Here is a 22,706-nt window from a genome sequence, read left to right as displayed (position 1 = left end):
CACCCGCGAACTCCATATGAGTGACTGACAATTCAATCCGCCGACCGGGACCCGCAAAGGTGTAAAGAGATCCCGGAGGTTCACACCCGACAGCGCGATGCGCCCTCGGGTGCGAAACTGCTTTGCGTTACCGCATTCGGTTGGATTTGGGCGCCGGTTCCCCATATGGTTCGGGAGATTTCCCGATAAGTGTGACCTTGAGGACTTTTGATGTTTGAAAGCCTATCAGATCGACTAAGTGGCGTTTTCGACAAGCTGACCGGCCGGGGTGCGCTGTCGGAAAACGACGTCAATGAAGCGATGCGCGAAATCCGCCGCGCGCTGATTGAAGCCGACGTCGCCCTGCCGATCGTACGCTCTTTCACTGATAAAGTCCGCCACCGTGCGGTTGGCGCGGAAGTCGTCAAATCCGTGACGCCGGGCCAGATGGTTGTGAAGATCGTTCATGACCAACTGATCGAGATGCTCGGCGAGGACGCTCAGCCGATTGACCTGAATGCACCGGCACCGGTCGCGATAATGATGGTCGGTTTGCAAGGCTCCGGTAAAACGACTACCACCGCCAAGGTCGCCCGCCGCTTTACCCAGCGCGACAAGCGCAAGGTGCTGATGGCCTCGCTCGACACCCGCCGTCCGGCTGCGCAAGAACAGCTCAAGGTTCTGGGTGAGCAGAACGACGTCGACACGCTGCCGATCATCGAAGGCCAGGGTCCGGTAGAGATCGCCAACCGGGCCATGTCCGCGGCCAAGCTCGGCGGTTACGACGTGGTCCTGCTCGACACTGCCGGCCGCATTCACATCGACGAGCCGTTGATGGTGGAAATGGCGGAGGTGAAATCCGCTGCCAATCCGCATGAAATTATTCTGGTCGCCGATAGCCTCACCGGTCAGGACGCCGTCAATCTGGCCAAAAGCTTTGACGAGCGGGTTGGCATCACCGGTATTGCGCTGACCCGAATGGACGGCGATGGACGCGGCGGTGCGGCGCTCTCCATGCAGGCGGTGACCGGCAAACCGGTCAAGCTGATCGGTACCGGTGAAAAATCCGACGCACTGGAAGACTTCCATCCAAAGCGGATCGCCGACCGCATCCTCGGCATGGGCGACATTGTTTCGCTCGTTGAAAAAGCGGCTGAAGCCATTGATGCGGAACAGGCCGCAAAGATGGCGAAGAAGATGCAGAAAGGTCATTTTGACCTGGATGATCTCGCCGAGCAGCTGAAGCAGATGGAAAAGCTGGGTGGAATGTCCGGCATGATGGGCATGCTGCCGGGCGTTGGCAAAATGAAAAAGCAGATCGAGGCATCCGGTCTCGACGACAAGATGTTCAAGCGCCAGGTCGCGATCATCCAGTCGATGACGCCGACCGAACGCAAAAAGCCCGACCTCTTGAAAGCCAGCCGCAAGAAACGCATCGCAGCCGGCTCTGGTGTGCAGGTGGCCGAGGTCAACAAACTTTTGAAAATGCACCGCCAGATGGCGGACATGATGAAGAAGATGGGCAAGGGCAAAGGCATGCTCGGCAAGCTGATGGGCGGCATGGGCGGCGGAATGCCGGATGTCGATCCGAAACAGCTTGAAGAAATGGCCAAGTCCGGCCAATTGCCCGACGGAATGGAACTGCCGAAAGGCCTGCCGGGCGGAATGCCGGGTCTGGGCGCCCCTGGGATGCCGGGTATGCCTGGCCTGCCGGGGCTCGGCGGCTCGAAAATGCCGGGTCTTCCGGGCATGGGAAAAGGTAAAAAACGATGAGCCATGCGGAAAGCCAATTGGGCCAGAGCGCGGCTCTTGAAGAGCTGAAGTCCCTGCGCGGATCGATCGACAACATCGACGCAGCGCTCATTCACATGCTCGCAGAACGTTTCAAATGCACCCAGAAAGTGGGTGTTTTGAAAGCCACCAACGACCTACCGCCGGCTGATCCGGCGCGGGAGAAAATTCAGATCGAGCGGCTGCGCACGCTGGCAGCCGAAGCCAATCTCGATCCTGACTTTGCCGAGAAATTCCTGAACTTCATCGTTCGCGAAGTGATCCGGCACCATGAAGCCATTGCCGCTGAAGCCGGCAACTGAAACAAACTGGAGAAACAAAATGGCTACGAAAATTCGCCTGGCGCGCGGCGGTTCCAAGAAACGCCCGTACTACCGCATCGTGATCGCTGACATCCGCGCACCGCGTGATGGCCGCTTCATCGAAAAGGTCGGGTCTTACAACCCGATGCTGCCGAAGGATTCCGAAGACCGCGTTCAGCTGAACGTTGAGCGTGTGAAGTACTGGCTCGGCACCGGCGCACAGCCGACCGACCGTGTTGCCCGTTTCCTCGACGCTGAAGGCCTTTTGAAGCGCGAGCCGCGCAACAACCCGAAAAAAGCTCAGCTCGGCCGTAAGGCACAAGAACGTCTCGACGAGAAAAAAGCAGCTGAAGAAGAAGCTGCAGCCGCCGCTGCAGCCGCTTCCGAAGAAGCAGCGGCTGAGTAAGATTGACGGCACCGCGCAGCTGACGGTTTGAGGGCCTTTTGAAATGAGCTCAAATGAGACACAAAAGGTGCTGATGGCCAAGATTGGCGCGGCGCATGGCGTTCGCGGGGAAGTGCGGGTCAAGCCCTTTGGCGATGACCCGCTTTCCTTCACCGACTACGGTGTTTTGACCACCAAGGACGGCAAACAGTCGTTTGAGGTACAGAATGCGCGGGTGCAAAAGACGGTCGTTGTCACCAAATTCAAGGAAGTGACCGACCGCAACAGGGCGGAAGAACTGAACGGCGTCGAACTCTACATCGACCGGGATCAGCTGCCTGACACAGAAGACGATGAATTTTACTATTCAGACCTGAACGGACTGACTGTCCAGGATCCCGATGGCAAAGCCATGGGCAAAATTGTGGCTGTCGAGGATTTTGGTGCCGGCGATCTTCTGGAAATCCGGCCTAAGCGCGGCAAAACCTTCTATATCCCGTTTACCAAGGACTTCGTTCCGGAAATCAATCTGGAAGCCGGGTTCGTAACGGTGGACTTACCTGAAGACTATTTGTCCGACGAAAAGCCGTCAGATTCGTCCGGGGCCTCACCGGATAAATAACGGGTCGCCACTGGCTTCAGACCCATTTCCCCCAGATCTATGTCTTCCGGTTCATCCTCCAAAGCCTGTCTGGTTTCAGATCGGATCAAGGCAATCAGCGCAACCACCAAAGACACCCCAATTGCATTGGCGATGATGTCCGGCACGGACATTTGGTGATGCGGTAGCATCCCTTGAACGATTTCCCCGGCAATGCCCATTCCCATTGCGACCAAAGCGGAAATGCGCAGGCGGCAGCAAAACAATGCGTGAATGGATAGCGTCAGCAGCGCAAAAAAACCGATGTGGAGAATCTTGTCGTAGGGGTGGCTCACACCTGTTTCGAAAACCAGCCCGACCATAACACCGAATACGACCAGGACAGCCAGCGGCAAAACCCGGCTGAACGACATATCTAGAAAATGCGGGTCTGACCTTAACAGCAGCAAGTCTGGAAACTTATATTTGGATCTCGGGAAACGGAACACGGCAGACCACCTGACTGATATCTCCTTGTCACTTACCACGGTGACGATTAATCAGAGCTTTCATATTAGTTAGACCGGCAAATGACTGCTAAATACCGGGGTATTTGGTAAATGATCGGTTAAAGCTGCCCGGCGCGTCCAAACACCACAAACCGGTCGGCCGGTTCAACAAACGGTGCACTCATGGCCTTCAAGGCAACCATTCTCACGCTTTACCCAGACATGTTTCCGGGCCCCCTTGGGCAAAGCCTGTCCGGCCGGGCATTGGATAAGGACTTGTGGAACCTGGAGACCAGCCAGATCCGAGATTTTGCAACGGACAAACACCGCTCCGTAGACGACACCCCGGCCGGCGGCGGGGCTGGTATGGTGCTGCGGGCCGACATTTTGGCCAAAGCGATTGATGCAGCGGCACCAGAAGATGATCCCCGTCCGCGCATCCTGATGAGCCCACGGGGTAAACCCTTCACACAGAAACGCGCCCATGAGCTGGCCGAAGGCCCAGGTGCGATCATTGTCTGCGGCCGGTTTGAAGGCATCGACCAACGGGTGATCGATACGCGTCAGCTGGAAGAAGTTTCTATTGGTGACTATATCCTCTCCGGCGGCGAAATCGGCGCGATCACAATGCTGGACGCTGTTATCCGCCTGATCCCCGGGGTTATGGGCAATATGGAAAGTGCGGATACCGAAAGTTTTGAGACCGGACTTCTAGAACATCCGCATTACACCCGGCCTGCAGAGTTTGAGGGCCAAACCATTCCGGAGGTGCTGACCTCCGGCAACCACAAAAAGATCCATGATTGGCGCCTCGCGGAAGCTGAACGTCTTACCCGTGAACGGCGTCCGGATCTGTGGGACGCCTATATGGCCGATGACGACGACGTCGATTGAATTTTTTGAACAAGGGTGTTTTTGAAACGACCGCCTTTCTGCGTTCGCCACATCCCATCAAAATCTGAATAAGCAAAAACAAAAGGGCGCAGCTAAATTCAGCCGCGCCCTTCTCATTGGTTTAAACCGGGGATCCGCTTAGAAGTGTACGGACCTGCTGTCCAGCGGCTTTTGCAGCGGCGGCGCGAACTTGGTCAGATCGATGCCCTCAACAGCGTCCTTGTACTCCTCCAGGTCCGGTGTCCGGCCGAGAATGGCGGACAAGACAACAACCGGAGTGGAGGCCAGCAGAGACTCACCTTTCTTGGTCTCGGAGTCTGCCACAACACGGCCCTGGAAGAGACGTGTGGAGGTTGCCAGAACGGTGTCGCCTTTGGCAGCCTTTTCCTGGTTGCCCATGCAAAGGTTACAGCCCGGGCGCTCCAGATAGAGGATGTTCTCGTACTCGGTCCGGGCAGTCGTCTTCGGCGCATTGTCGTCGAACTCAAAGCCAGAGTATTTCTCCAGAACTTCCCAGTCGCCCTCTTCCTTCAACTCATCAATGATATTGTAGGTCGGAGCTGCCACAACGAGCGGCGCCTTGAACTCAACCTTGCCTTTGGCTTTTTCAAGGTTCTTCAGCATCTGGGCAACGATCTTCATGTCACCCTTGTGCACCATGCAGGAGCCGACAAAGCCGAGATCGACTTTTTTCTCGCCGTTGTAGAAGGACACAGGGCGAATGGTGTCGTGGGTGTACCGCTTGGAAACATCTGCATTGTTGACGTCCGGATCCGCAATCATCGGCTCGATGATTTCATCAAGGTCAACAACAACTTCGGCGAAGTACTTGGCATTGGAGTCCGGGGTCAAAGCCGGCTTCTCACCCGACTTGATCTCGGCAATGCGCTTGTCCGCCTTGTCGATCAGGCCCTGAAGGACCTTCTTGTCGTTGTCCATACCCTTGTCGATCATCACCTGGATGCGGCCTTTGGCCAGTTCCAGGGAGCCGATCAACGTCTCATCGTTGGAGATACAGATGGAAGCCTTAGCTTTCATCTCAGCTGTCCAGTCGGTGAAGGTGAAGGCCTGGTCGGCCAACAGTGTTCCGATATGAACCTCGATGATACGGCCCTGGAAGACGTTGTCGCCATGCTGCTTGAGCATCTGTGCCTGTGTGGCATGCACGACGTCGCGGAAGTCCATCCAGTCAGCCATTTTGCCCTTGAAGGTCACCTTCACAGATTCCGGGATCGGCATGGTGGCTTCACCGGTTGCCAGAGCCAGCGCAACAGTACCTGAGTCCGCACCGAAGGCGACGCCCTTGGACATGCGGGTGTGGCTGTCGCCGCCGATGATAACGTCCCAGTCGTCTACAGTGATGTCGTTGAGCACCTTGTGGATCACGTCCGTCATCGGGTGGTAGACGTCTTTTGGGTCCCGGCCGGTGATCAAACCGAACTTGTGCATGAACTTCATGAGGCGCGGTGTATTGGCCTGTGCCTTCAAGTCCCAAACAGACGCTGTGTGACAGCCGGACTGATAAGCGCCATCCACGATCGGGGAAATGACGGTCGCAGCCATTGCTTCCAGTTCCTGGGAGGTCATCAGGCCGGTGGTGTCCTGCGAGCCAACAATGTTGACCTTCACACGGACATCGGAGCCTGCGTGCAAGGTCTTGCCCGGGGTCGTGCCGACAGCGTTCTTGTTGAAGATCTTTTCAACTGCGGTCAGGCCCTGGCCTTCATGCGAGACTTCTTTTGACGGAGCAAAGACCTGCGGCTTTTCAATGCCAAGCGTTTCGGCTGCCAATGTCTGCAGCTTTTTGCCGAAGACAACAGCGTAGGATCCGCCAGCCTTCATGAACTCGACTTTTTGCGGCGTGAAGGAAGATGCCAGGTCAGCATGTTCTTCACTGCCATCTTCACTGAAGAGTTTCTTGGTCTTGGTGTTGATGGTTAACACGGTACCAGTTTCGACAGAGTACTTCTGTTCCAGAACCGGATTGCCGTCATTGTTCAGGATCGGGTTGCCATCGGCGTCCGTTTTCTTGACCCAGTTTTTCAGGTCGACACCAATACCGCCGGTCACGCCAACAGTGGTCAAGAAGATCGGCGAAATGCCATTGGTGCCTGCAACAACTGGGGCAATGTTCACGAAAGGAACGTAAGGGCTCGCCTGTTTGCCGGTCCAAAGCGCCACGTTGTTGACGCCAGACATACGGGAAGAACCAACGCCCATGGTGCCTTTTTCGGCAATCAGCATGACGCGTTTGTCCGGGTGCTGAAGCTTCAGCGCCTCGATTTCCTTCTGCGCCTTTTCCGAAATCATGCACTTGCCGTGCAGCTCACGGTCAGCACGGGAGTGCGCCTGGTTGCCTGGTGACAGAAGGTCAGTGGAGATATCGCCTTCACCAGCAATGTAGGTGACGACCTTGATCTCTTCGTCGACGTTCGGAAGCTTGGTGAAGAACTCCGCCTTGGCGTAGCTTTCAAGAATGTCTTTGGCGATGGCATTGCCAGCTTCATAGGCGTCTTTCAGACGATCCGTATCGGCGTCATAGAGGAAAACCTGTGTCTTCAAAACATCTGATGCCTGCTCTGCAGTTGACTGGTCCTCTCCCAAAGCCAGATCAATCAGAACCTCAACGGACGGGCCGCCCTTCATGTGAGACAGCAGTTCAAAGGCAAAAGCCGGAGTGATTTCCGCGACAGTCGCTTCGCCCAGAATGATCTCTTTTAAAAACTTCGCCTTTTCACCCGCCGCACTCGTTGTGCCCGGCAGGGTGTTATAGATGAAGAATTTCAAGGACTCTTGCCGGTGTTCGTTGTTCAGATCCTTGATCTGCGCAATGATCTCGCTGACAAGTGCGCCGTCTTCGATTGGCTTGGGGTGGAGCCCCTGCTCTTTTCGAGTAGCGATCTCTTTCAGGTAGTCTTGATACAAGCTCATGATGGTTCTGGCGTCCTGGTGTTGGGAGTAGCTTGAACGCCGGGTCGCGGAGAAAAAGGCTAGCCGGGACAAGCTTGCTGGCCACTACATAGTTCAGTATACAATGGTATGCAATATCTTCCCGCCTTTTAATTTCCGCACTGGCGGCGTTGGCTGCGCCTGCCCGTCAAGGCTGTCCGCGCCGCGCGGCGGGGAGTGTACCACAGCCTAAAGAAATAGGGGCGGATCTGTTTTTGCCGGACCAATCATAGCTCAGCTGCACCACATTTTGGCACTCCGAATAGATTTACCCAATAGTGCATTCGCGGACCATCCGTTCCCGATGGCCAACAAACACGAGAAACTCCCCCGAAGGCCGGGCAATCACCTCATCTTGAGAGAATGTCAAACAGAGTCTTGAGATCGCTGCGCAAGTCTTCTTGGTCTTCCAAGCCGACATTGATGCGCAGAATTGTCCGTTGGTGTTCCGGTTTTGCGAACTTTCGGCCCTTTTTGACCGACATCGGCGCGATCAGGCTGCGCGTTCCGCCCCAACTTGCTCCGATTGCGATGACTTTCAGCTGGTTCAGCCCGTCCTCAAGATTGCCTTCCTGGCTTTTTGTCAAAACGACACTGAAAACACCGCTCGCACCGGAGAAATCGCGCTTCCAAAGTGCGTGCTGGGGGAAATCGGCCAGCGCGGGGTGCAGAACAAGTCCAACATCCGGGCGGGACGCCAGTTCTTCGGCCAGGTTCCGCGCGACCTGTTCCACATGGGCAAGCCGCACGGCCATCGTCTCAATCCCACGCAAGACCAGTGCAACTTCATCGGGGCTAACACCGATGCCCAGCATGCGCATGGTATCGCGCAGTTTTTTGCGCAACTCCAAATCATTGACACAAATTGACCCAAGCAGCAGATCGGAATGCCCGCCAGCATATTTCGACAGGGCCTGCATGGAAAAGTCGATGCCGAGGTCTAAAGGTTTCAAATGCAAGGGTGTCGCCCAGGTGTTGTCGGCCCCGGTCAAGATCCCATATTTCTTGCCGAGCGCTGCTATCGCCCACAAATCCTGAAATTCCATGGTCGTTGACCCGGGCGTTTCCGTCCAGATCAATTTCACCGACGGATCGATCAGGTCCTCAATCCCGGTGCCATCAGGCTGGTAGATTTTATGGTAGATACCGCGTGGTTGCAGATAATTGACGCAGAAATCCAAGACCGGCGGATAGACACTATCAGGGATCAAAACTGTCTCCCCTGGCAACAGCACGCTGAGAAAAACGATCGTCGCTCCAGCTTGTCCGGACGGCACGATGACAGACCGCACACCATTTTCCAGCTTTGTTATCTGTGCTTCCAGCGTCTTCGTCGTCGGCGTTCCGTATAAGCCGTACATATAGCTGTCGAGGTCCCGCTCTCCGCGGGTTGCATAGGCCTCTGCATCTTCAAACACTATTGTCGATGCGCGATAAGTCGGGACGGTCAGGCTGGAGAATTCCGTAAGATCAACAGCGGGATGGATCGTGCAATGTGTAGCGTCACGCATGTGTTTTCCTCTGAGAGTTTTGCGGACTACACCAAAATTCCACCTGGCAAACAATTAATAGTTCGGCATAATTCTATGCCTAAAACTTATATCTAGAAAGCATAGACCATGAAGTTCCGGCAGCTGGAAGCCTTTCACACGATGATGATCTCAGGCTCAACGGTCCGCGCGGCAGAACTCATGCAGATCACCCAGCCCGCCGTCAGCCGAAGCATCGCCGAACTGGAAGCATCTCTGGGGTTCACGCTTTTTGACCGCGTGCGGGGGCGCATGGTTCCGACAACAGAAGGTCAGCTGTTTTTCCGTGAGGTTTCCGAAAGTTTTAAGGGCATGGACCGGTTGCGCTCTGCTGCGGCTGCGATCCGGGATTTCGGCTCCGGACACCTGAAGATCGCATCGCTTTCGGCTCTGGGCGCTGAAGTGGTGCCAAAGGCGATCCAAGCATTTAGAAAGAATAACCCGCGTGTCAGGGTAACGCTTCAGATTCTGCCCTCAGCGCAAGTCCGCAATCAGGTCGTCGACGGAAACTTTGACATCGGCCTGGCCGCCGATGAAATCGATCGCTCTGGAGTAGACACAACCCACTTCGGCGGATTTTCGGGCGTTATTGCAATGCCCCCAAGTCACCCATTGGCACAGCGGGACAGCCTTGGTCCTGAAGACCTCATCGGGCAACCGATGATCGGTCTCGCCCCTGAAGACCGGGCGCGTCACAGGTTTGACGCCATATTGGAAGAAGCTGGTGTAACGCCTGAGTATGTGGTTGAGACACCATCCTCAACAACAACATGCGCCTTGGCACTGTCCGGCGATGCAATCGGTCTCGTCAATCCGCTTGTTGTGGACGGGTTTGTTGTAAGAGGCTTGGTGATCCGCCCCTTTGCACCTGCGGTTAATTTCCGCTCTTTCCTCTTGTTCCGGCCAGATATTCAAAGGTCCAAGCTGGTCAGGGATTTCACGAAGAGCCTGTTTGAACTCAGGAATTCAATGGCTTAACCGAAAATCAGCTCGGCAAACGCCGAATGGGATGGACGTTATCCTCAAAGGGCACCTTCCGTCGACGAAATGGCGCGTCTTTTATATATTCCGGCCTGCTGATCCGGTCCATTCGAAAGTGACGGAAGTCATTACGCTCAGGGTCCCAGGCCACCAGGTACCATAGCGGCGGCAAGATCAGCATAGCTTGCGGTTCAACTTTCCGGCTGGTGACCGCCCCTTTTGCGTCACGGTATTGGAAGCGCAAATGTAACCGCTGGAGAAAAGCTGTCTCGAATTCGGGCAGCAGCGCAGGCTCCATCTGCCCCATATCTGAGATATCTACTAGCGGTGACAACTGTCCGATGTACAGGCAATCCAGAAACCGGCGCAAGTCGCGGATCTTATCCGGCGGCAGGGCTTTTTCGATTTTGGCAAGCCCTGCATCTGCAAGACCAGAAAAGGGGAGGTTCCCAGCAGCCCGCATCGACGCAACGCTGATAAGGAGTGCAAAGACTTCGGCGACCGAGAGCCGCGCGGTGGTCTGAACAGATCGCGGATCAAGGGACAGGCCGCCCCCGCGCCCGGGTTCAGATTGAATGACAAATCCCTCATCACGCAAAGCGCCGATGTCGCGCAACACTGTGCGCCTGGATGCACCAACCGCTTCCGCCAAATCAGCGACGGTCGTGGTCCCGTTGCGGCGAAGGCAGCGCACGATAGCGTCTTGTCGGTGACGAACATTCATGTTTCGGGGTTACCAAATAAAGGTGCCAATTTTTGGCACCATATAGTTTTAGGCAGCGGCAGTACATGTCAAACAAGGAGACTATGTAATGTCCACCCCAGCCATTTTCCCCAGACCCAGTCTTGTTTCAGTCAACGGCGTGACCCTCGAAGTCTTTGAAGCCGGGCAGGAAAATGCCGGCAACCCGATAGTTTTCTGCCACGGCTGGCCGGAACATGCCTTTTCCTGGCGCCATCAGATCCCGGCGCTAGCGGCCGCAGGCTACCACGTAATCGCCCCGAACCAGCGGGGGTATGGCAAATCATCGCGCCCGGGCGAAGTTACAGACTACGACATCAAACATCTGACGGAAGATCTCACCGCACTTCTCGATCACTACGGATACCAAGAGGCAACCTTCGTCGGCCACGACTGGGGCGCGATGGTCGTTTGGGGGCTGACCTTATTGCATCCAGAGCGGGTTAAACGGGTGATCAATCTGGCCTTGCCTTATCAAGAGCGGACAGAAAAACCATGGATCGAATCCATGGAAGAATTTCTTGGAAGCGACCATTATTTCGTTCACTTCAATCGGCAGCCGGGCGTTGCGGACGCGGTGTTAAATGAAAACACATCCCAATTCCTTCGGAACATGTTCCGCAAGAAGATTCCCGCTGCTCCGCCGGAACCCGGTATGATGATGATCAATCTCGCTAGAGCAAAAGTTCCCCTTGGCGAGCCCTTGATGAGTGACAACGAATTGGCCGTTTTTGTTTCCGCTTTCGAAGAAACAGGGTTCACCGCCAGCATTAACTGGTACAGGAACCTTGATCGCAACTGGCACATCTTGGCTGATGCCGACCCCATCATCCGACAGCCTGCGCTCATGATTTATGGTGATCGTGATTTGATCCCGAAGTCTGAAAATCTAACAGAATTCGTTCCCAATGTTGACGTTGTTAGTCTCGATTGCGGCCATTGGGTGCAACAAGAGATGCCTGAAGAAACAACTGCGGTGATTTTGAATTGGCTAAAGAGCCCGGACGCTGGGTAGCCGCGTACAGGTTCAAATTGAACAGAACGCAGAACGCTTCTTTTATAGGAGTCTTGGACTGCGTGCCGCGCGCACACTACAAATAGCCATTTGTTAATGTGTGGCCCAAACAAAGAAAAACCCGGCGCAGAGCACCGGGTTTTCCAAAATTCTCAATTGATCAGCTATCAGCTTAAACCCAAGGGCGGCTTTCGCTGATTTCACCTTCAAAGGTGTCGATCTGGGCGGACTTGTTCAGCGTCAATCCAATGTCGTCAAGGCCATTGATCAGGCAATGCTTGCGAAAATGGTCGATTTTGAAAGCGATGTCACCGCTTTCCAGACCCTTGATCTCCTGGTTTTCCAGGTCGATCGTCAGGGTGAAATTGGCGCCGCGCTCAGCCGCATGCAGCAGCGTGTCGAGCTCGTCTTCGGAGACCTCGATCGGCAGAATTCCGTTTTTGAAGCAGTTGTTGTAGAAAATGTCGGCAAAGGACGTTGAGATCACACAGCGGACACCAAAATCAAGCAGGGCCCAAGGCGCATGCTCGCGGGAGGAACCGCAGCCGAAATTGTCGCCTGCAATTAGGATCTTGGCGTCACGATACGCGGCCTTATTCAGAACGAAATCAACGTTTTCAGAGCCGTCATCATTGGTGCGCATTTCATGAAACAATGCGGTACCGAGACCCGTGCGCTTGATGGTTTTCAAGAACTGCTTCGGGATGATCATATCGGTGTCGATGTTGACGATCGGCAGCGGCGCTGCGACCCCGGTGAGGGTCTCAAATTTTTCCATGGTTTCCTCTCCTGAAAACGGGTTCCGGCCCAATCACCTCAAGCAGCAAGGCTTGTGGTCTGATCAACACCGAGCATGAGATTGAGATTTTGTACGGCAGCACCAGAGGCGCCCTTGCCGAGATTGTCATAGACCGCGATGATGGCCGCCTGTGCCCGCGCATCATTGGCAAAGACATGCAACCGCAAGCGGTTGGTCTCATTGAGCGCCTGCGGATCCAGCTCATCAGAGCGTTCTAGGCCCTCGAGGGGTGCGACATCGACAAACCCGCCGGCTGAACTCGCGAAATGATCGGCCAGAGCTGCATGGATCTGCTCACCGGTCGGGACCTTGTCCAGCTTTGCCAGATTGAGCGGCACCACGGTCAGCATGCCCTTGTAGTAGTTGCCGACAGCCGGCGAAAACAGCGGCGCTGCCTCCGCCAGGGTGTATTCGGTCATTTCCGGCAGATGCTTGTGATTGAAGCCTAGCGCATAAGGCGCGAACCTGTTTGCACTGGCATCCGCGCTTTCATAGTCTGCGATCATGCCCTTGCCGCCGCCGGAATAGCCGGAGACTCCGTGAAAGGTTAGCGGATAGTCCGAAGGCAGCAGACCGCCTGCTATCAGCGGCCGGACTGCGGCGATCAGGCCTTGCGGCCAGCAACCCGGATTGGCAACCCGCATGGCAGCAGCAATGATGTCCGCCTGATCGGCATCCATTTCAGCAAAACCATAGGCCCAGCCATCGGCCACACGGTGCGCGCTTGACGCATCGATCACCCGCGTGGTGTCGTTTTCAATCAGTGCAACGCTTTCCTTGGCCGCAGCATCCGGCAGGCACAGGATCGCAACATCGGCCTTGTTCAGATACTCGGCCCGGGCGGCAGCGTCCTTGCGGCTTTCTTCGGGGATAGAGAGCAGTTCCAGATCATGGCGCATGGCGAGGCGCTCGCGGATCTGCAAACCCGTCGTGCCAGCTTCACCATCAATAAATACGCGCGCGGTCATGACCCGCTCCTCTCCTCATGTGCGAGATTCCAAAAAACGCCTTGGGTCATACACCCAAACACTGTGCTTGTCACCGGTTTCGCATGGCCCAAGAGCTCAACGGGCCATTGAGTGATACTCATCATTCGGCCGCATATCCGTTGCTGCCGCCACCCGGTTGGTCATGTTGAAAAAGGCTGCCACGTTGGAAACATCCCAGATATCCCGGTCACTAAACCCGGCATCGCGCAGCGCCTGACGGTCGCTTTCCAAGATCTCGGCCGGTTTTTCGGTCAGTTTGACTGCAAAGTCGAGCATGGCCCGCTGACGGTCTGTCAAATCCGCGACACGGTAGTTCATCACCATCAGTTCACCGAGCATCGGATCACCGGATAATTCGCGCACCGCCGCCCCATGAGCTGTGAGGCAATAAAAACAGTGATTGACGGAGGATACCGCAACGGCAATCATCTCCCTCTCAAGCTTTGTCAGGCCGCTGTCGGCCAGCATGAGGTCGTTGTACATGTCCGTGAAGGCACGCAACTTGGTGTCGTCGAAGGCATAGGCCTTGAGCACGTTGGGGACCAGACCGAGCTTCTCCTGACACAAATCAAAATAGGCCTGTGTCTTTTCACTAAATGTTTCACTTTCACTCATCTGCAAGGCTGTGACTTTACTTGACAATTTAATCCTCCCGTCCTGAAAACAATGATGTTGCGGCAATAAAACCATAATTCGCAACAGAGCCACACCCAAGATCGCCCAAGGGGAAAAAAATGCCCGACAAGTACGACGTCGAGAAACTGAAACTGATCGACGCGGTTCACACAAAACTAGCCGAGGCAGATCCCGACCTCGCGGACTTTGCAAGCGCCTTTTATGACCGTGGCGCGGCTGAAGATCTCGTGACCTACTCGGAAGAAGAACTGACCGGGTTTGCTCGTGACGCTTGGCAGGACTTCAAGAACCACGACCTCGGCACACATCGGGTGAGCATTTCAGATCCGGGTTTTAGGGCAAAGGGCGGCAAGGCGAAGAACCTGACGGTGATTGAAATCGTCAATGATAACATGCCGTTCCTGGTCGATTCTGTTATGGATGAATTGCAGGACAGCAAGCTGGAAGTGCATCTGGTTCTGCATCCGATTTTCATTGTCGAACGCGACGACAAAGGCGTGTTGACTTCGGCCGTCGCCCGAAAAAAACCGGCCAAACGCAAAGACCGACAGGAAAGCCTCATCCATATTCATGTGACCCGCATAGATGATGCGGAGCAGCGCAAGGCTCTGGATGAGCGGTTGAACACAGTATTGAACAACGTCCGGGCAGTGGTCACCGACTTCAAACCGATGCAAGAGCGGCTCGGCGAAGCGATCGACACATATAAGACCACACAAATCCTGGGCAGCAGTGACGAGCTTTGGGAAGCCATCCATTTCCTGGAGTGGATGGAAAAAGACAACTTCATTTTCCTCGGCATGCGGGAATACAAATTCGAGGGCGGCGTTGAAGAAGGCGAACTGTCACCGCACGAAGGCACCGGGCTTGGCCTTCTGTCGGATCCGGACGTCCGCGTTCTGCGCCGCGGCTCCGAATTCGTTCAGATAACACCGGAAATCAGGGAATTCCTGCAAAAGCCGGAACCGCTGATCATTGCTAAGGCGAACGTAAAGAGCACCGTTCACCGCCGGGTGCATATGGATTACGTCGGTGCCAAGCTCTACGACGATGATGGCAAAATGGTCGGCGAACTTCGAATTGTCGGACTGTTCGCCTCCACCGCCTACACGGAACCAACCAGCACCATCCCGTTCCTGCGCCGTAAGGTGGCCAGTGTTCTGGCCCGGGCCGGTTATCACTCCGAAAGCCATTCCGGCCGGGCCCTCCGGAATGTTTTAGAAGCTTTTCCGAGAGACGAACTGTTCCAGATCGAACGTGAACGCCTGTTTGAATTCTCAACTGCAATTCTGCAGCTGGATGAACGGCCACGTATCCGGGTTTTGTCCCGTCCAGATAAATTCGACCGCTATGTCTCAATCTTGGTGTTTGTGCCACGCGATCGCTACAGCACAGAAGTCCGCCTGAATGTCGGCACTTATCTCGCAGCTATTTATGAAGGCCGTCTGTCTGCCTGGTACGTGACCTACCCCGAGGGCCCGCTTGCGCGGGTTCATTACATCGTCGGCCGCGACAAGGGTGAAACACCAACACCGGATCAGGACGAATTGGAAGCGGCTGTCGCCGATATGGTGCGCAACTGGCCGGATGCTGTACGGGACGCCCTTAAGGCGGAGTTTTCCCCGGCGCAGGCCCGCAAGCTGGCCGATCGCTACGCCTTGTCATTCCATGGCGGCTACAAAGAGGTCTATAACGCTCAGTCGGCTCTTTTCGACATTGTTCAGCTGGAAACACTGAGCGACACCCGCGATACGACCATTACATTTCACTGTCCGGCAGGGTCGGAAAACAACCGATTGGCGCTCAAGGTCTATCATCGGGGCGCACCGATCCCACTGTCATCCCGTGTGCCGCTTCTGGAGAACATGGGCTTCAAAGTCATCAACGAACGGACCTACCGCGTCACCCCGACCAATGCACCGTTCTCTTACCTGCACGAGATGACATTGGAAGCGCGGTCCGGCGAGGACTTGGACTTCGATGACAAGATGCAGAGCCGTCTGGAAAGCATGTATATGGCGATCTGGAGCGGCCGGGCGGAAGATGACGGCTACAACCGTCTGGTTCTGACCGCCGGACTGGCCTGGCGCGATGTTGCGATCTTGCGGGCGCTGTCCAAATATCTGCGGCAGGCCGGCATTCGCTTCTCTGAAGACTACATGTGGTCGACGCTCAACAACTATCCTGCGATCGCCGCTAAGTTGGTGGAACTGTTCCATCTCCGGTTCAATCCTGATGTCTCGGAAAAAGACAGAAATTCCGGCACTGATCGGCTCCTGCCGGAATTTTCAGCCGCCTTGGAAGATGTTTCGAGCCTCGACGATGACCGTATTCTGCGGCGGTTCCAAAATGCGATTGAATCGATCCTGCGCACAAACTTTTATCAATTGGATGATGTTGGACAACCCAAGGCGACCGTTGCCTTCAAAATTGAAAGCCGGAAGATTGACGAACTGCCGCAACCGCGACCGTTCCGCGAGATCTTTGTTTACAGCCCGCGTGTGGAAGGGGTTCATCTACGCTTCGGCATGGTTGCCCGTGGCGGCCTGCGCTGGTCGGACCGGCCGCAGGATTTCCGCACCGAAGTTCTCGGCCTGGTGAAAGCTCAGCAGGTTAAGAACGCCGTGATTGTTCCGGTTGGTTCAAAAGGCGGCTTTGTCCCCAAACAGCTTCCACCCGCAAGTGACCGGGAAGCCTGGTTCAAAGAAGGTACCGAAAGCTACAAGATCTTCATCAATGCGCTTCTGGATGTCACCGACAATCTGGATGAAGACAAGATCCTGCCACCGGCGCGGGTCAACCGGTTCGATGCCGATGATCCATACCTGGTTGTCGCGGCTGACAAGGGAACAGCAACCTTTTCCGATACGGCCAATGCGATTTCCGAGGGCCGTGATTTCTGGCTGGGCGATGCTTTTGCCTCTGGCGGATCAGCCGGATACGACCACAAGAAAATGGGCATCACGGCACGCGGCGCATGGGAGGCGGTGAAGCGCCACTTCCGCGAACAGAACCGGGATATCCAAACCGAACCATTCACGGCAGCTGGTGTCGGCGACATGTCCGGGGACGTCTTCGGCAATGGGATGCTCTTGTCCAAGGCAACCAAAGTCGTCGCGGCCTTTGACCACCGGGATATCTTCATCGACCCCGATCCGGATCCGGCAAAGACCTGGGTAGAACGCAAGCGCCTGTTCGACATGGGCCGGTCCTCTTGGAAAGACTATGACACCAGTCTGATTTCCAAGGGCGGCGGGGTGTTCTCGCGCCAGCTGAAATCGATTCCGCTATCAGCGGAAATCCGCAAACTTTTGAACCTGCAGAAGTCCTCCGCGACACCTCAAGAGGTCATGATGGCCATTTTGCGGATGCAGGTCGATCTGCTTTGGTTTGGCGGTATCGGTACTTACATCCGCGCAACCACGGAAACCGATGCGGACGCGGGCGACCGGGCCAATGATCATATCCGGATCACCGCACCAGAGGTCGGCGCCAAAGTCATCGGCGAAGGCGCAAACCTCGGGCTGACCCAATTGGCCCGGATCGAGTTCAACAAAAAGGGCGGCCGCTGTAATTCAGATGCGATCGACAATTCCGCCGGCGTGAACTCGTCGGATATGGAGGTCAACATCAAGATTGCCCTGGGCGCGGCTGTGAAAGCTGGAAAACTCGACCTTCATGGGCGGAATTCCCTGCTCGCCGATATGACGGATGAAGTCGCCTCTCTCGTACTGCGAAACAATTACCTGCAGACCTTGGCGATCTCCATGACCCAACTGCGCGGTCCAGAGGATTTTGGCTACCAGGTGCGTATGATGCGCCAGCTGGAGCAGGAAGATCTTTTGGACCGTGTTGTTGAGCAGCTGCCGGATGATGTTCAGCTTGAGGAAATGCACCATGCCGGCCAATTGCTGACCCGCGCCGAATTGGGTGTCTTGCTGGCCTACGCCAAGATCACGCTTTACGACGCGCTGTTGGAAAGCACAGTGCCAGATGACGACTACTTGGCCCGGGAACTGTTCCGCTATTTCCCGGATCAAATGGCCAATGACTATGAGAACGAAATCAACGGTCACCGTCTGCGCCGGGAAATCATCGCAACGATGCTGGCGAACTCCATGGTCAACCGTGGTGGCGCAACCTTCATCACCCGTTTGATGGATCAGACCGGGGCGACGCCAACAGAAATCGCCCAAGGTTTTGTGGCGGTTAGAAACAGCTATGACCTGACAGATCTCAACTCTGAAATCGATGGCCTGGACACCAAGATCGACGGGACACTGCAGCTGGATCTTTATTCAGAAGTCCAAACTCTGCTTTTGGAACGAGTCGTCTGGTTCAAACGCAATGTGTCCTTTGATAAAGGTCTGTCCGCCGTGGTGGAACGGTTCCGGTCTGGTATTTCCGACCTGCGCGATCGTGTCGAAACACTTCTTCCGGAGGAACCGGCTACAGAACTGAGAAGCCGCGCAGAAGCCTATGTCAAAAAGGGTGTGCCGGAGGGGCTTGCCCGCCGGATCGCCTGGCTGCCGGTTGAAAGCGCCATTCCGGACATCGTCATCGTCTCGGAGGAAACCGGTGCAGATCTCGACAAAGCCGCTGTCGCCTTCTTCGATGTCGCCTATCACTTCCGTCTTGGCGCCATGAACGAGATGGCCGGCGACCTTGAAGTGCACGATTACTACGATGGCCTTGCTCTTGACCGCGCCCGCGCAACGCTTGCCTCTGCACATCGGGCAATCGCGATCTCTGCGATCCGGGCGGAAGGTTTTGGCAACTGGCTGGAGAAAAAGGAAACCCTGGTATCGCGCACCACACAGGCGGTCGCTGAAATTCTGGACGGTGGCCTGAGCGTATCCAAGTTTTCGGTCGCCGCCAGCCTGCTTGCAGAAATCTGTGACGGAACCTGATTTTATTAAATCGGGTTTGTTTGTCACAAGATCCACTTAAAGTGAGAATGGCCGGCAGTTCCGTTGCCGGCCATTCTTATTAAAAACACAGTTTGGAGATCTGATCCTAAATGACTGCCGCTTCTGAAACTGACATTGAAAGACCGGATCGGCGGGCAGTGGTCTCTTGGGGTCTCTTCGATTGGGCCGCGCAGCCATTCTTCACTCTGATCACGACATTTGTCTTCGCGCCTTATTTCGCTTCTGTGTTGGCGGATACGCCTGAACAAGGCCAAAGTCTTTGGGGCTACGCGACCGCGGCAGCAGGGCTCGGAATTGCTCTTCTCGCGCCAATCCTCGGTTCAATCGCCGACGCGACAGGCCGCCGCAAACTCTGGATATTTTGCTTTTCGGTCCCCTTTGTTCTGTGCTGCTGGGCGTTCTGGTATGCGGCTCCCGGCAACCCAAACGGCGTTGTGATCGCGCTCTGTGCCTTTGCGCTCGGAACCTTGTCGATCGAGATCGCCACAGTTTTCAACAATGCCATGATGCCGCAACTTGTCCCGCCAACACATATCGGCCGCTTGTCCAGTTTCGGCTGGGCGCTCGGTTATGCCAGCGGCCTTGTCTCCCTGGTGATTGTGCTTGGTTTCCTGGCGGCCAGCCCTGACAGCGGCAAGACATTGTTGGGTTTTGTTCCACTCTTTGGGCTCGATCCTACGACCAGTGAAGGCGATCAGGCTTCCGGGCCTTTTTCGGCCATTTGGTACGTGATTTTTGTGCTGCCACTGTTTTTGTTCGTTCCGGACAGCAATCACCGGCAGAAATTGGGACCTGCCATCCAGAAGGGTCTTGCAGACTTAATCGAAAGCCTCAAGCACGCGCGGGCACAGCGAAACGTCTTTCTGTTTCTACTGGCCAATATGGTGTTCAAGGACGGTCTGGTTGCGCTGTTTGCCTTTGGCGGAATTTATGCCGCCGGCCAACTCGGCTGGGGCTCCCTACAAATTGGATCCTTTGGCATCATCCTGACAATCACCGGAACACTTGGCCTAATCTTGAGCGGTAAACTGGACGACCGATTTGGACCTAAACTGGTCATCGCTTTCTCGTTGATCGTTTTGATGATCTGCGGTCTGGGCATGATCTCAGTCGATAAGACAACGGTCTTTTTTGTCATCAAAACCGCGGCCGCACCGGACGGCGGATTGTTTGCATCCTTGCCGGAACAGATTTTCATCACGCTTGGTGGGATCATAGGTGCGGCGTCTGGCCCTTTGCAGGCCTCTTGCCGCAGTCTTTTGATCCAGCTCGCACCAAAGGAACAAATCACCCAATACTTCGGCCTACTGGCGTTGTCCGGAAAGGTTACGAGTTTTCTAGCACCGCTGGCCGTGGCGCTGGTGACTGCCGCAACAAACAGTCAACCGGCCGGAATGTCGGTCATCCTGGTGTTTTTTGCTGCCGGTTTGGCCCTGCTGCTATTAGTCAAAGAAAAACGCGCCATCCATTAAGGCGGCGCGTTCTTTCATTTCATTGATAATCTTCGATCAAGCGACGTCGCGCACGTTCTGTAGGAAGCTGTCGACTTCCTGTTTCAGCCGGACAGCCTCACTTTGCAGAACATTGGCCGATTGGCTGACCTGACGCGCCGCATTGCCGGTGTCATCGGCTGACGCTGCGACCTTGACGATATTCTGCGCAACTTCCTGAGTGCCGTTAGAAGCTTCCTGGATGTTGCGGGCGATTTCTTCAGTCGCCATGCCTTGCTGCTCAACAGAAGATTGAATGGACGAAGAAATGTCGTTCATCTTCTCGATGGTTTCCGAAATACCCTTGATGGCATCGACCGAACCCGCGGTTTCAGACTGAACAGACTGGATCTGTGTGGAGATTTCTTCCGTCGCTTTCGCCGTCTGGTTCGCCAGTTCCTTGACTTCGGCAGCAACCACCGCAAAGCCTTTGCCCGCTTCTCCTGCCCGGGCTGCTTCGATGGTAGCGTTCAGTGCCAGAAGGTTGGTCTGTTCAGCAATGTCTGTGATCAGTTTAACGACTTCGCTAATCCGCTGAGCCGCTTCGGCGAGACCTTCGATCTTGGAGTTGGTCGTTTGCGCCTGCTCAACCGCGTGAGCAGCGATTTCAGTCGACTGTGTCATCTGCCGGGAGATTTCGCCGACCGATGCCATCAGTTCCTCAGCAGCGGATGCAACCGTTTCAACGTTCGAGGAGGCTTCCTCGGAGGCGGCCGCAACGGTGGTGCTCTTCTCACTGGTATCATCAGCACCAGCGGTAAGTGTCACAGACGCACCATTCAAATCTTCGACCTGAGACATAACGGTGCCCGTCAGTTCGGTGATCTGGCGGTCGAAGTCTTGCGAGATTTCGCTGATTTTTTGAGCACGTGCCAATTGCTGGCGTTGGGTTTCTTCCTGTTTGGCGGCCAAGGCTTCCGCCTGTTGCGCCTTGTCACGGAAAACTTCCAGGGCCTGGCTGATTTCGCCGATTTCGTCATTGCGATCGGTGTCGTGAATTGGCTCTTCGTAGCGACGGTCAATCAAAGCTTGGATGCTACCGACAGCACGCTCCAGCGGCCGGCGGACTATGTTGGTGCCTACAATATAGATTGAGGCAGCAACCACCAGCAGCAGAACGAGGCCAACACCGGCGATCATTGTGATGATCTGAGCACGGGCGGCGTAGAGGGTTGCTTCAGGAACATTGACCACGACCGCCAGTTTGGCGTCAGTCCGGCCAATGCTGACCGGCTTCACGATGCGCAGTACATCTGCGCCAAGCGTGTTTGAATAGCCGTGATAGGAGAAAGCTTCCCCCTTGTTAATTGCAGCCAGCAATTGATCTTGAACGGCAAGATCCATCTCGGACCGGCCTTCGGCCCATTCTTTTCCAAGAACTGCCGCATCCGGATGTGCAATCCAGGCCCCGTTCTGGGACAGAAGATGTACGGACCCGGTTCCAAGTGGCTTTTGTTCACCAAGAGCGTCGGACAGAGGCGTCAGCATGATATCGCCGCCGGCAACACCAATGACCTTGGAACCTTCTTTGACTGGAATACCGAAGGAAACACCTGTAACCGTTTTGCCATCGGCTTCCCAGCTGTAGGGCTCGGTTACGTAGTCTTTGCCGGACTTGTAGGGAACGTTGAACCAAAGGCTCTTGCCGGGCTGGTCCATCTCCAGATCGCCCATCGGGCGGTAGCCCAGTTTGCCATCGGCCAGGCGGAAAAAATACGGCCGCCACATGCCGCTGTCGTCGTGCTTGTCTGCTTTGACAAACTCGGTGTCCTTGCCGTCGAGGCCATCATGGGGAATTGCGCCCCAGGTGCCTGAGAAGTCGACGTTTTTATGAAGTGTCTCTTCAACGATCGCCATCCACTGCGCGCGATCTTGATTGCCGGTGCTTTTGAGGCCTGTAAGAGCTGCCGCCAGAGACTGGGCGGTCACCAGCCCGTTTTCCATCGTACGCTGGACAAGCTGAGCCTGATCTTCGGCAACCGCATCAGCCTGCGCAACCGCCAGGGAATGCGTCATTTCAGAGGCTTGCCAGCCGATGACGCCGATGCCCCCAACCAGAGCGACAGCAAGGGTGGCGACACTCACACCAACAAGTTTTGTTGTGACCTTTGCGTTCTTAAACACGGCTATTCTCCGCTGACCAACCGAATCACAACGGCAGAAGTGATCTGCCGCTGTTTTGGTCAAGTTAGCCACCGGAGATTA

At 55.4% G+C, this 22,706-nt stretch carries 17 protein-coding genes; 9 read left to right on the top strand and 8 right to left on the bottom strand.

What is annotated here, in order from left to right:
• The first annotated feature begins 210 nt into the window (after positions 1-210).
• Genes ffh through rimM form a run of 4 tightly spaced genes read left to right on the top strand, consistent with a single transcriptional unit; the run spans position 211 to position 3,079 of the window.
• On the top strand, positions 211-1,752 hold the full coding sequence (ffh, locus tag FJ695_RS05345) for a signal recognition particle protein (RefSeq protein ID WP_141184477.1): 1,542 nt from the start codon (positions 211-213) through the stop codon (positions 1,750-1,752).
• Positions 1,749-2,072: a chorismate mutase gene (locus tag FJ695_RS05340; RefSeq protein ID WP_141184476.1), complete on the top strand. Its 324-nt coding sequence runs from the start codon at positions 1,749-1,751 to the stop codon at positions 2,070-2,072. Before ffh ends, FJ695_RS05340 begins: the two co-directional genes overlap by 4 nt.
• Before the next feature lie 19 nt (positions 2,073-2,091).
• Positions 2,092-2,478 (top strand): 30S ribosomal protein S16, encoded by a 387-nt coding sequence (gene rpsP / locus FJ695_RS05335; protein WP_141184475.1) that lies wholly within the window; start codon positions 2,092-2,094, stop codon positions 2,476-2,478.
• Between the two features lie 43 nt (positions 2,479-2,521).
• Positions 2,522-3,079 carry a ribosome maturation factor RimM gene (gene rimM / locus FJ695_RS05330; protein ID WP_141184474.1) on the top strand — a complete coding sequence of 186 codons (558 nt, stop codon included), beginning with the start codon at positions 2,522-2,524 and terminating at the stop codon, positions 3,077-3,079.
• On the opposite strand, the gene FJ695_RS05325 is transcribed toward rimM, so the two are convergent.
• A complete protein-coding gene (locus tag FJ695_RS05325) occupies positions 3,025-3,546 on the bottom strand; it encodes an antibiotic resistance protein VanZ (RefSeq protein ID WP_141184473.1) in 522 nt (173 codons plus the stop codon). The genes rimM and FJ695_RS05325 overlap by 55 nt on opposite strands.
• Before the next feature lie 183 nt (positions 3,547-3,729).
• Here FJ695_RS05325 and trmD point away from each other — a divergent pair, with 183 nt between their 5' ends.
• Positions 3,730-4,440, top strand: a complete 711-nt coding sequence (gene trmD, locus FJ695_RS05320; protein WP_141184472.1) for a tRNA (guanosine(37)-N1)-methyltransferase TrmD — start codon at positions 3,730-3,732, stop codon at positions 4,438-4,440.
• Between the two features lie 138 nt (positions 4,441-4,578).
• Here the strand turns inward: trmD and FJ695_RS05315 are convergent, their stop codons facing one another.
• Positions 4,579-7,371 (bottom strand): bifunctional aconitate hydratase 2/2-methylisocitrate dehydratase, encoded by a 2,793-nt coding sequence (locus tag FJ695_RS05315; RefSeq protein WP_141184471.1) that lies wholly within the window; start codon positions 7,369-7,371, stop codon positions 4,579-4,581.
• A 368-nt stretch (positions 7,372-7,739) separates the two neighbouring features.
• Positions 7,740-8,900, bottom strand: coding sequence for a PLP-dependent aspartate aminotransferase family protein (locus FJ695_RS05310; protein ID WP_141184470.1), 1,161 nt, complete (start codon positions 8,898-8,900; stop codon positions 7,740-7,742).
• A gap of 108 nt (positions 8,901-9,008) precedes the next feature.
• On the opposite strand from FJ695_RS05310, the gene FJ695_RS05305 reads away from it, so the two are divergent.
• Positions 9,009-9,896, top strand: a complete 888-nt coding sequence (locus FJ695_RS05305) for a LysR substrate-binding domain-containing protein (protein WP_141184469.1) — start codon at positions 9,009-9,011, stop codon at positions 9,894-9,896.
• A gap of 7 nt (positions 9,897-9,903) precedes the next feature.
• On the opposite strand, the gene FJ695_RS05300 is transcribed toward FJ695_RS05305, so the two are convergent.
• Positions 9,904-10,623 (bottom strand): YafY family protein, encoded by a 720-nt coding sequence (locus tag FJ695_RS05300; RefSeq protein ID WP_141184468.1) that lies wholly within the window; start codon positions 10,621-10,623, stop codon positions 9,904-9,906.
• 88 nt (positions 10,624-10,711) lie between these two features.
• Between FJ695_RS05300 and FJ695_RS05295 the strand changes: the two genes are divergently transcribed.
• Entirely contained in the window at positions 10,712-11,656 is a 945-nt protein-coding gene (locus FJ695_RS05295; RefSeq protein WP_141184467.1) for an alpha/beta fold hydrolase, read from the top strand.
• A gap of 172 nt (positions 11,657-11,828) precedes the next feature.
• Here the strand turns inward: FJ695_RS05295 and leuD are convergent, their stop codons facing one another.
• From leuD to FJ695_RS05280, 3 genes are all read right to left on the bottom strand, one after another.
• The gene (gene leuD, locus FJ695_RS05290) at positions 11,829-12,434 is read right to left on the bottom strand and encodes a 3-isopropylmalate dehydratase small subunit (protein WP_141184466.1); all 606 of its coding nucleotides are present in this window, start codon (positions 12,432-12,434) and stop codon (positions 11,829-11,831) included.
• Positions 12,435-12,472: 38 nt separating this feature from the next.
• Positions 12,473-13,423: an N-acetyl-gamma-glutamyl-phosphate reductase gene (gene argC / locus FJ695_RS05285; RefSeq protein WP_141184465.1), complete on the bottom strand. Its 951-nt coding sequence runs from the start codon at positions 13,421-13,423 to the stop codon at positions 12,473-12,475.
• 96 nt (positions 13,424-13,519) lie between these two features.
• Positions 13,520-14,086: a peroxidase-related enzyme gene (locus FJ695_RS05280; protein WP_141184464.1), complete on the bottom strand. Its 567-nt coding sequence runs from the start codon at positions 14,084-14,086 to the stop codon at positions 13,520-13,522.
• A gap of 92 nt (positions 14,087-14,178) precedes the next feature.
• Between FJ695_RS05280 and FJ695_RS05275 the strand changes: the two genes are divergently transcribed.
• A complete protein-coding gene (locus FJ695_RS05275; RefSeq protein WP_141184463.1) occupies positions 14,179-18,990 on the top strand; it encodes an NAD-glutamate dehydrogenase in 4,812 nt (1,603 codons plus the stop codon).
• 110 nt (positions 18,991-19,100) lie between these two features.
• The gene (locus FJ695_RS05270) at positions 19,101-20,483 is read left to right on the top strand and encodes an MFS transporter (protein WP_141184462.1); all 1,383 of its coding nucleotides are present in this window, start codon (positions 19,101-19,103) and stop codon (positions 20,481-20,483) included.
• A 36-nt stretch (positions 20,484-20,519) separates the two neighbouring features.
• On the opposite strand, the gene FJ695_RS05265 is transcribed toward FJ695_RS05270, so the two are convergent.
• Positions 20,520-22,625 (bottom strand): methyl-accepting chemotaxis protein, encoded by a 2,106-nt coding sequence (locus FJ695_RS05265; RefSeq protein ID WP_141184461.1) that lies wholly within the window; start codon positions 22,623-22,625, stop codon positions 20,520-20,522.
• Between the last annotated feature and the right edge of the window lie 81 nt (positions 22,626-22,706).

The sequence above is a fragment of the Labrenzia sp. PHM005 genome (assembly GCF_006517275.1).
Taxonomy (GTDB): Bacteria; Pseudomonadota; Alphaproteobacteria; order Rhizobiales; family Stappiaceae; genus Roseibium.
This window is presented reverse-complemented; position numbering and strand designations above follow the sequence as displayed.

What these genes read in the sequence shown, in the direction of transcription:
- ffh (WP_141184477.1), top strand. Translation starts at nt 211, where the DNA reads ATGTTTGAAAGCCTATCAGATCGACTAAGTGGCGTTTTCGACAAGCTG.
- FJ695_RS05340 (WP_141184476.1), top strand. Translation starts at nt 1,749, where the DNA reads ATGAGCCATGCGGAAAGCCAATTGGGCCAGAGCGCGGCTCTTGAAGAG.
- rpsP (WP_141184475.1), top strand. Translation starts at nt 2,092, where the DNA reads ATGGCTACGAAAATTCGCCTGGCGCGCGGCGGTTCCAAGAAACGCCCG.
- rimM (WP_141184474.1), top strand. Translation starts at nt 2,522, where the DNA reads ATGAGCTCAAATGAGACACAAAAGGTGCTGATGGCCAAGATTGGCGCG.
- trmD (WP_141184472.1), top strand. Translation starts at nt 3,730, where the DNA reads ATGGCCTTCAAGGCAACCATTCTCACGCTTTACCCAGACATGTTTCCG.
- FJ695_RS05315 (WP_141184471.1), bottom strand. Translation starts at nt 7,371, where the DNA reads ATGAGCTTGTATCAAGACTACCTGAAAGAGATCGCTACTCGAAAAGAG.
- FJ695_RS05310 (WP_141184470.1), bottom strand. Translation starts at nt 8,900, where the DNA reads ATGCGTGACGCTACACATTGCACGATCCATCCCGCTGTTGATCTTACG.
- FJ695_RS05305 (WP_141184469.1), top strand. Translation starts at nt 9,009, where the DNA reads ATGAAGTTCCGGCAGCTGGAAGCCTTTCACACGATGATGATCTCAGGC.
- FJ695_RS05300 (WP_141184468.1), bottom strand. Translation starts at nt 10,623, where the DNA reads ATGAATGTTCGTCACCGACAAGACGCTATCGTGCGCTGCCTTCGCCGC.
- FJ695_RS05295 (WP_141184467.1), top strand. Translation starts at nt 10,712, where the DNA reads ATGTCCACCCCAGCCATTTTCCCCAGACCCAGTCTTGTTTCAGTCAAC.
- leuD (WP_141184466.1), bottom strand. Translation starts at nt 12,434, where the DNA reads ATGGAAAAATTTGAGACCCTCACCGGGGTCGCAGCGCCGCTGCCGATC.
- argC (WP_141184465.1), bottom strand. Translation starts at nt 13,423, where the DNA reads ATGACCGCGCGCGTATTTATTGATGGTGAAGCTGGCACGACGGGTTTG.
- FJ695_RS05275 (WP_141184463.1), top strand. Translation starts at nt 14,179, where the DNA reads ATGCCCGACAAGTACGACGTCGAGAAACTGAAACTGATCGACGCGGTT.
- FJ695_RS05270 (WP_141184462.1), top strand. Translation starts at nt 19,101, where the DNA reads ATGACTGCCGCTTCTGAAACTGACATTGAAAGACCGGATCGGCGGGCA.